We start from the raw sequence: 7,803 nt of genomic DNA, 5'->3' as shown, positions 1-7,803 counted from the left end.
CGCCGGCCCAGAGCAGGAAACCACCAGCGAACGCCGGGTACGACGGCAGCAGCACCCAGAGCGCGAAACCGGCGGCGGCCACCAGCGGGGCGAGGCACAGCAGCAGCCGGCGGGACAGCACGTCGGCCCACGCGCCGGAGGGCACCTCGAACAGGATGCCGGCGGCCGACCAGATGACGAACAGCGACGCGATCTGCCCCACCGACAGCCCGGTGTCGGCGAAGAACACCACGTACAGCGGGTAGAGCAGGACAAGGTCGCTGAGGAACGCGTACCCGTAGAGGGTCGCCGTCAGCCGGCGGACCGCCGGGTCGGGCACGCGCGAGACGATGGAGATCATGGGGCCTTCCCGTGGGAGTGGAGACGGACACCGGACGTGCGGTGCCCGTGGTGGCCCACGGGATCGGCCTAGGCCGGTGGATCAATGTCGCCAGGTCATGCCCGCGATGCTAGACAACCGGCGCGGTGGCGGCCAGCGCTTTCGGCGTGCCGGGCAGCGCGAACCGGGCCGGGTAGGCGAGGCGGTGCGCAGAACGCGAGGCGGGGCGGGATCAGGTCGATCCCGCCCCGCCGTAACGCCGGATGTCAGCGCCGGTCGACCGGCGGAATGACAGTGGTGGTCTCGCTGTCGTCGCTGGTGCGCTGCCCGGGCACCGCGCGGTCGGTGCCGCCGGTGACCACCTGGGTCGTGTCGGAGTCGGCACCGGCACCCACCACCTGCGTGACGTCGGGGTCGGCCGAGCGGCTGACCACCTGGGTGGTGTCGTCGGTTCCAGAGCTGACCGGGAAGCGCACGACCTGGGTGGCGTCGGTGTCGGCGGGCCGGGTCACCACCTGGGTGGCCTCCGGGTCGCTGGTGGGGGCCGACGCGCGGGCCAGTTCCGCCTCGGCGTCGCGACGGCCGGCCCGGTACGCCTGCGCGTGCTCGGCGATCAGCCGCGACTCCCGCTCGGCGCGGGTCAGCCACGACTCCCAACGGCTCTGCATCGGACGGATCAGGCCGCCGCCGACACCGACGACGAGGATGCCGCCAATCGTGGCCAGCACGGCGATCAGCACCGGAGTGGTGACCGCGGTGGCCACCCCGATCTGGTTCAGCGCGGCGATGACGCCGAGGCCGAGGATGAACACCGAGGCGATGGTGGCCAGCGCCCGGCCGTACGACAGGCCGCCGAGCGCGCCGCTGATGATGTCCTTGACCGCGTTGGCGATGGCGGCGGCGACCACGACGATGACGATCGCGACGAAGGCCCGGGGCAGCCACGAGATGACCGCACCGAGCAGGTCGGAGATCGGGTTCGGCCCCCAGATGCCGAAGGCGAGCTGGAGGGTGAACAGCAGCACCGCGTAGTAGGCGAGCTTCGCGACGATGTCGCTGGCGTCGTACCGGGAGCGACTCAACGCGCGGCGGATGCCGCCGCGTTCGACGGCGCGGTCGAAGCCCACCCGTTCGAGGACCTTCTCCACGATCGTCAGTACCGCCTTGGCGATCAGCCATCCGGCCACCAGGATCGCCAGGAAGGCGACGGCCTTGGGCAGGAAGAGCATCACCGAGCGGAGCGCGTCGCCCACCGCGTCGCTGACGTTGTCACTCATCTGGTCATTCCTTAAGGGGCAGCCGGATCGGTCTGCCCCGACCTACCCCCGACCCGGCGCGCGGAAACACCGGTGATCACGAGCTCTGCCGGCCCTCTAGCGCGCGGGCGAGTATTGGCAATATTCTCCGGAGTACGTGCGGCCACTGGAGCTACTTTTCATCCCCGCCGTCGGCCGCAGGAGGAGATGCCATGCACGTCGACCATTCCGAAGTGGATCGCCGGACGCTGCTGCGGGCCGGTCTCGGCGCCGCCACGGTCGCCGTCGTCGGGAGCGAACTCGCCTTCCCGGGCGCAGCGCAGGCCGCGCCGGGCACCGACCTGGACTGGATCATCAGCTGTGACGAGTGGGCCGCCCGCCCGCCGAAGGATCCGCTGTCGGTGAGCGCCATCGCCACCAACAAGATCATCGTGCACCACATGGCGTTCCCGAACGTCACCGACTACTCCCGTGAGCAGGCGGTGAAGCTCGCCCACGACTGCCAGGACCTGCACATCGACGGCAACGGCTGGTCGGACACCGGCCAGCACTTCACGGTGAGCCGCGGCGGCTACGTGCTGGAGGGCCGCCGAGGCAGCCTGGAACGGCTCGAAGCCGGCGACCGGCAGATGATCTCGGCGCACTGCCCGGGTGAGAACGGCCGGGCGATCGGCATCGAGAACGAGGGCACCTACGTCACCGAGACCCCGCCGAAGGCATTGACCGACTCGCTGGTCAAGCTCTGCGTCGCGATCTGCCGGCAGTACGGGCTGCACGCGCACGACATCTTCGGCCACTGGGACTTCCGCACCACCGAGTGCCCGGGCGCGGCCTTCTACCGGCAGTTCCCCGAGCTGCGGCGGCGCGTGCACGCCGCCCTCGGCACCACGCTCGGTGACGTGCCGGCGCGCCGCTGGCCGGACCTGTGGCGCTTCGTCAACTCCCCCTCGGTCCGGGTGGTGCAGCACCTGCTCGCCTTCCGGGGCTACCCGGTGACCGTCAGCGGCACGTTCGACGCCGCGACCGTCGCGGCCGTGCAGGACTGGCAGGCCCGCAACGGCATCGCTGTGGACGTGGACGCCACTCTCACCACCCCGACCTGGGAAACCCTGGTGCCGGAGCTGGACCAGCACGCCAGCGGAGCGCCGGTGACTGCCGTGCAGGAAATCCTCGCCACCAAGGGGTACGCGGTCACCGTGACCGGGGCGTACGACCACGCCACCCGGAGCGCGGTGCAGGACCTTCAGGCGCTGCACGGGCTGCCGCGCAACGGCAAGCTCAGCACGAGCACGTGGTGCGCTGTCGTCGGCGGATCGGTCCGCGAGTCGTTCCGGCACCGCTGAGCACGGGGTGGCGGTGTGGGGCGCACCCGCACCGCCACCAGCCAGCTCACCGGTTTGATCCGCCGTCCGGGCGGAAAGACTCCCGGGCATGACCTGGGCCCGTCGAGCCGTACCCGCCGTCGCCACCGCCGTCGCGGCGCTCGCCGCGCGGGACCTGATCCAGCGCGATCACGCGCTGCTGCGCAACTTCCCGATCCTCGGCCGCGCCCGTTATCTGTTGGAGACGATCGGGCCGGAGCTTCGGCAGTACATCGTGGCCGGCAACAACGAGGAGCGGCCGTTCACCCGCGACCAGCGCCGCTGGGTGTACGCGTCGGCCAAGCAGGAGAACAACTACTTCGGTTTCGGTACGGACAACGACATCGAGTACACCCCCGGGTACCCGATCATCAAGCACCGCACGTTCGGCCGTGCCGTGCCGCCGTCGTCACCGGCCGCCGGGCACGATGTGCGGTTGCCCTGCGCGAAGGTGCTCGGCGCGGCACGGGGGCGGGCCCGGGCGTTCCGCCCCGAGTCGGTCGTCAACATCTCCGGGATGAGCTTCGGCTCGCTGTCCGGCAACGCCGTCACCGCGCTCAACAAGGGTGCGGCCCTCGCCGGCTGCCTGCAGAACACCGGTGAGGGCGGCCTGTCGCCGTACCACCGCAACGGTGGTGAGCTGGTCTTCCAACTCGGCACGGCGTACTTCGGCTGCCGCGACGAGCACGGCCGGTTCAGCCTCGACCGGCTGAGGGACCTGGTCGCCGGGGCCCCGGTCAAGGCGTTGGAGATCAAGCTGAGCCAGGGCGCCAAGCCGAGCCTCGGTGGGTTGCTGCCCGGGGCGAAGGTGTCCGCCGAGATCGCCGCCACCCGGGGCATCCCGGCCGGTCAGGACTGCGTCAGCCCGTCCCGGCACGCCGAGTTCTCCGACTGCGACAGCCTGCTCGACTGGGTGGAGCTGCTGGCCGCCGAGACAGGTCTGCCGGTCGGCATCAAGTCGGCCGTGGGTGACCTGGGCTTCTGGCAGGAGCTGGCCACCCTGATGCGGGACACCGGCCGTGGTGTGGACTTCGTGACGATCGACGGCGGTGAAGGCGGCACCGGCGCCGCACCGCTGATCTTCACCGACTCCGTGTCGCTCCCGTTCCAGCAGGGCTTCTCCCGGGTGTACAAGATCTTCGCCGAGCACGGCCTGCACGAGCAGGTGGTCTTCGTCGGCGCCGGCAAGCTCGGCCTGCCGGACAACGCCATCGTGGCGTTCGCGCTCGGCTGCGACCTGGTCAACGTCGGTCGGGAGGCGATGCTGTCGATCGGCTGCATCCAGGCGCAGAAGTGCCACACCGACACCTGCCCGACCGGTGTCGCCACACAGAACGCGTGGCTCGCCCGTGGCCTGGACCCGGCGTCGAAGTCGGTCCGGGCGGCCAACTACGTGCGGACCCTGCGCCGGGACCTGACCAAGGTCGCCGAGGCCTGCGGCGTCGAACACCCCGGCCTGATCGGCACCGACGCCGTGGAGATCCTGGACGGCCGCACCAGCTCCACGCCACTGCACGAGGTGTACGGCTACCGGCCGGAATGGGGGCTGCCCTCGCCCGCCGACCGGGCGGAGATCATCCGACTGATGGTCCCGGAGGCGCCGCAGGGCGGCAGCGCCCCGCCGTCAGCCACCGCCGTCGGCTGAGCTTGATGTCTGTGAGTCATCATGATGACTCACAGACATCAAGCGTCTCCCCGCCATGTCCGCGAAGTGCCGCCCGCCGGCCACCACGACCGCCGGCCACCGGCGACCACCACCCACCACGACCGCCGTCCACGACGACCGCCGGCAGATCGGTGCCGGCGATAAACGCGTGGAGCCGGCAACTCACCGCGTCTATGGTGGCGCGGTGCTGATCAGACGCGAGACACCCGCCGACGTCGACGCGATTCGCGCGGTGCACTCCGCGGCCTTCGCCAAGGCCGATGGCGGTGACGGCGTACCGGTCGAGGCGACGCTCGTCGACGCGCTCCGCGCCGACGAGGGTTGGCTGCCCGCGTACTCCCTGGTGGCGGTCGATTCGGACGGCCAGGTGGTCGGTCACGTGGTGGCCACCCGCGGCCTGGTAGGCGGCGCGGCGGTGGCGCTGGGCCTGGGGCCGCTGGGAGTGCTGCCGGACTGGCAGCGGCGCGGCGTCGGCAGCGCGTTGATGCACGCGGTGCTCGGCGCGGCCGACGCGCGGGACGAGCCGCTGGTGGTGCTGCTCGGGCACCCCGACTACTACCCGCGTTTCGGGTTCCGGCCGGCCGTCGAGCTGGGTGTCACCCCGCCGCAGCCGTGGGGGCCGCAGTACTTCATGGCTCGGCCACTGCACGCCTGGAACGAGTCGATCCGGGGCGAGTTCCGCTACGCCAGCCCGTTCGACGACCTGTGAACCCACCGGGCATCCGCCGGCGGCGCGCCACCGACCTGGACGGCTGCGTCGCGGCGCTCGCCGAGGTTCACCGGGTCGACAGGTACCCGCTGAACTGGCCCGCCGACCCGCACCGCTGGCTCCGCGAGCCGCAGCCGGCGCGGGCCTGGGTGGCAGTCGATGACGACGCTGCCGTCGTGGGTCACATCTCCGTGCACCGGCTGCCCGACCCGGCGGGCGGGCCGCTGGCCCCGCCGACGGCCGAGGTCGCCCGTCTCTTCGTGGTGCCGAAAGCCCGGGGGTTGGCGCTGGGCAGCGCGCTGCTGGACCGGGCCCGCCGGTGGGCGGCCACCCGCGCGACGGACCTGGTGCTGGAGGTGGCCGCCGGTGACACCGCGGCCGTCGCGCTGTACGAGCGCGCGGGATGGCGGTGCGTCGGCACGAGCACGGCGCCGTGGACCGCTCCCGACGGCGGCCCGGTGTCGCTGCGGCACTACACGCTGCGTCACCGCGCGTCGGGCTCCGACGTCGCACCGGCCAGCACCGCGAGGCGACGGGCCAGCCGGCCCGCGGCCTCGCGCAGCTCGGCAGGCTCCAACACCTCGACCTCGTAGCTCAGCCGGGCGAGGTGCGCGGCGAGCCAGTCCAGGCTGTCGCCGCCGAGGACCAGCACCGACCACCCGTCACGATCGTCCTCGACCCGTCCCACCTGGGGCGGGACCACCTCGCGCAGCTGGTCGGCCGGGGCGTGCACGCGCACCCGGGCGAGGTACCGGTACGGCGCCCCGGTCACCGCCCGCTGCACGAAGGCCACCGGATCGGGGTGCTCGCGGGCCCGGAACCGCCAGGTGGTCGCCACCACCGCCCGCATCCGGTCCAGCCGGAACGTCCGCCAGTCGTCGCGGTCGACGTCCCAGGCCATCAGATACCAGCGGCGGCCGGTGGTGACCATCCGGATCGGTTCGACAGTCCGTTCCTGGCCCCCGGCGCCCCGGCCGGGATAGTCGAACCGAACGCGCACCCCGTCCCGGCAGGCGCGGGCCAGCGTCACCAGCAGCTCCGCGTCGATCTCGGCGACCGGGCCGATGAGGGTGTCGGTGGCGCCGTGCACCGCCCGCACCTCGGCGCGCAGCCGCGACGGCATCACCTGGTCGAGCTTCGCGAGTGCCCGTAGCGCCGCCTCGCCCGCCCCGGCGACGGTGCCGCCGGAGGCCAGCCGCAGCGAGACCGCCGTGGCGATCGCCTCCTCGTCGTCGAGGAGCAACGGCGGCAGCCGGGTGCCCGCACCGAGTTGGTAGCCGCCGCCAACGCCCGAGACGGCGTGCACGGGGTAACCGAGCGTCCGCAGGCGCTGCACGTCGCGGCGCACGCTACGACCGGTGACCCCCAGCTCGACGGCGAGTTCGGCGGCCGTCCAGGACGGTCGTCGTTGCAGCAGCGCCAGCAGGCGCAGCACCCGCTCGGTCGTCGCCTCGACGGTCATTCGTCGATCGTTGCACGGATAGCGGAACAATCCTGTCCGCTATCCGCGAGAGGCTCAGTTCATGACCGACCAGATCAGACACCAGGGATCCGCCGTGATCCGCGACGTGCAGATCACGTTCGACTGCGCCGACCCGGCCCGGTTGGCCACGTTCTGGGCCGAGGTGCTCGGCTACCAGGTGCAGGCCCCACCCGGAGACTTCGAATCCTGGGACCAGGCGCTGGAGGCGATGGGTGTGCCGCCGGAGAACCGCAACGACGCGTCGGCGGTGGTCGACCCCGAGGGCGCGCGACCACGGCTGTTCTTCCAGCGGGTGCCGGAACGCAAGCAGGTGAAGAATCGCGTCCACCTCGACGTCCGGGCCGCCCCCGGGCTGACCGGTGACGCGCGGATGGCGGCCCTGGAGACGGAGGCCGAACGGCTCGTCTCGCACGGCGCGAAGCGCCTCGGCCGGCACGAGCCCACTCCCCCGTTGGCCGCCGGTCACCTCATCATGGCCGATCCCGAGGGCAACGAATTCTGCCTCGACTGATCGGGCGTTCGCCCAGCTCACTGCCGCATCGGCCGGGCGCCATGCGAACATGTGTACGTGTCGCCCGGCGCCAGCATCCTGCACGCCGACCTGGACGCGTTCTACGCCTCGGTCGAGCAGCGCGACGACCCGCGCCTGCGGGGCCGACCGGTGATCGTCGGTGGTGGGGTGGTGCTCGCGGCCAGCTACGAGGCGAAGGCGCGGGGTGTCCGCAGCGCGATGGGCGGCCAGCAGGCGCGTCGGCTCTGCCCGGACGCGATAGTGGTGCCGCCCCGGATGTCGGCGTACACGGCGGCGAGCCGCGCGGTCTTCGAGATCTTCCGGCAGACCACGCCGCTGGTCGAGGGGCTCTCCATCGACGAGGCGTTCCTCGACGTGGGTGGGCTGGGGCGGCTGGTCGGGCCACCGGCCGAGATCGCCGAACGGCTGCGCCGGGAGGTCCGCGACCAGGTCCACCTGCCGATCACGGTGGGGGTGGCCCGCACGAAGTTCCTGGCC

General features: G+C 72.1%; 6 protein-coding genes and 3 pseudogenes. 6 read left to right on the top strand and 3 right to left on the bottom strand.

Going from position 1 to position 7,803, the window contains the following annotated elements; genetic code table 11:
- Both KBX53_RS14895 and KBX53_RS14890 read right to left on the bottom strand, forming a co-directional pair.
- A pseudogene (locus KBX53_RS14895) lies at positions 1 to 340 on the bottom strand (MFS transporter); the annotation flags it as partial.
- A 533-nt stretch (positions 341 to 873) separates the two neighbouring features.
- Positions 874 to 1,596: pseudogene (locus tag KBX53_RS14890) on the bottom strand (hypothetical protein); the annotation flags it as partial.
- A gap of 191 nt (positions 1,597 to 1,787) precedes the next feature.
- Between KBX53_RS14890 and KBX53_RS14885 the strand changes: the two are divergent.
- The 4 genes from KBX53_RS14885 to KBX53_RS14870 all read left to right on the top strand — a co-directional run bounded on the left by KBX53_RS14885 (position 1,788) and on the right by KBX53_RS14870 (position 5,904).
- Positions 1,788 to 2,918, top strand: coding sequence for an N-acetylmuramoyl-L-alanine amidase (locus KBX53_RS14885; protein WP_210859855.1), 1,131 nt, complete (start codon positions 1,788 to 1,790; stop codon positions 2,916 to 2,918).
- Positions 2,919 to 3,006: 88 nt separating this feature from the next.
- Complete coding sequence (locus tag KBX53_RS14880) at positions 3,007 to 4,581, top strand: FMN-binding glutamate synthase family protein (protein ID WP_030332474.1); 1,575 nt, start codon at positions 3,007 to 3,009, stop codon at positions 4,579 to 4,581.
- A 205-nt stretch (positions 4,582 to 4,786) separates the two neighbouring features.
- A complete protein-coding gene (locus KBX53_RS14875; protein WP_210859853.1) occupies positions 4,787 to 5,311 on the top strand; it encodes a GNAT family N-acetyltransferase in 525 nt (174 codons plus the stop codon).
- A complete protein-coding gene (locus KBX53_RS14870; protein WP_309140776.1) occupies positions 5,308 to 5,904 on the top strand; it encodes a GNAT family N-acetyltransferase in 597 nt (198 codons plus the stop codon). Before KBX53_RS14875 ends, KBX53_RS14870 begins: the two co-directional genes overlap by 4 nt.
- Here KBX53_RS14870 and KBX53_RS14865 read toward each other — a convergent pair.
- On the bottom strand, positions 5,796 to 6,773 hold the full coding sequence (locus KBX53_RS14865; protein ID WP_210859852.1) for a YafY family protein: 978 nt from the start codon (positions 6,771 to 6,773) through the stop codon (positions 5,796 to 5,798). The genes KBX53_RS14870 and KBX53_RS14865 overlap by 109 nt on opposite strands.
- A gap of 61 nt (positions 6,774 to 6,834) precedes the next feature.
- On the opposite strand from KBX53_RS14865, the gene KBX53_RS14860 reads away from it, so the two are divergent.
- On the top strand, positions 6,835 to 7,305 hold the full coding sequence (locus tag KBX53_RS14860; protein WP_210859851.1) for a VOC family protein: 471 nt from the start codon (positions 6,835 to 6,837) through the stop codon (positions 7,303 to 7,305).
- 57 nt (positions 7,306 to 7,362) lie between these two features.
- Positions 7,363 to 7,803, top strand: a pseudogene (locus KBX53_RS14855) (DNA polymerase IV); the annotation flags it as partial.

It is taken from the genome of Micromonospora sp. M51 (assembly GCF_018070305.1).
Taxonomy (GTDB): Bacteria; Actinomycetota; Actinomycetes; order Mycobacteriales; family Micromonosporaceae; genus Micromonospora; species Micromonospora parva.
This window is presented reverse-complemented; position numbering and strand designations above follow the sequence as displayed.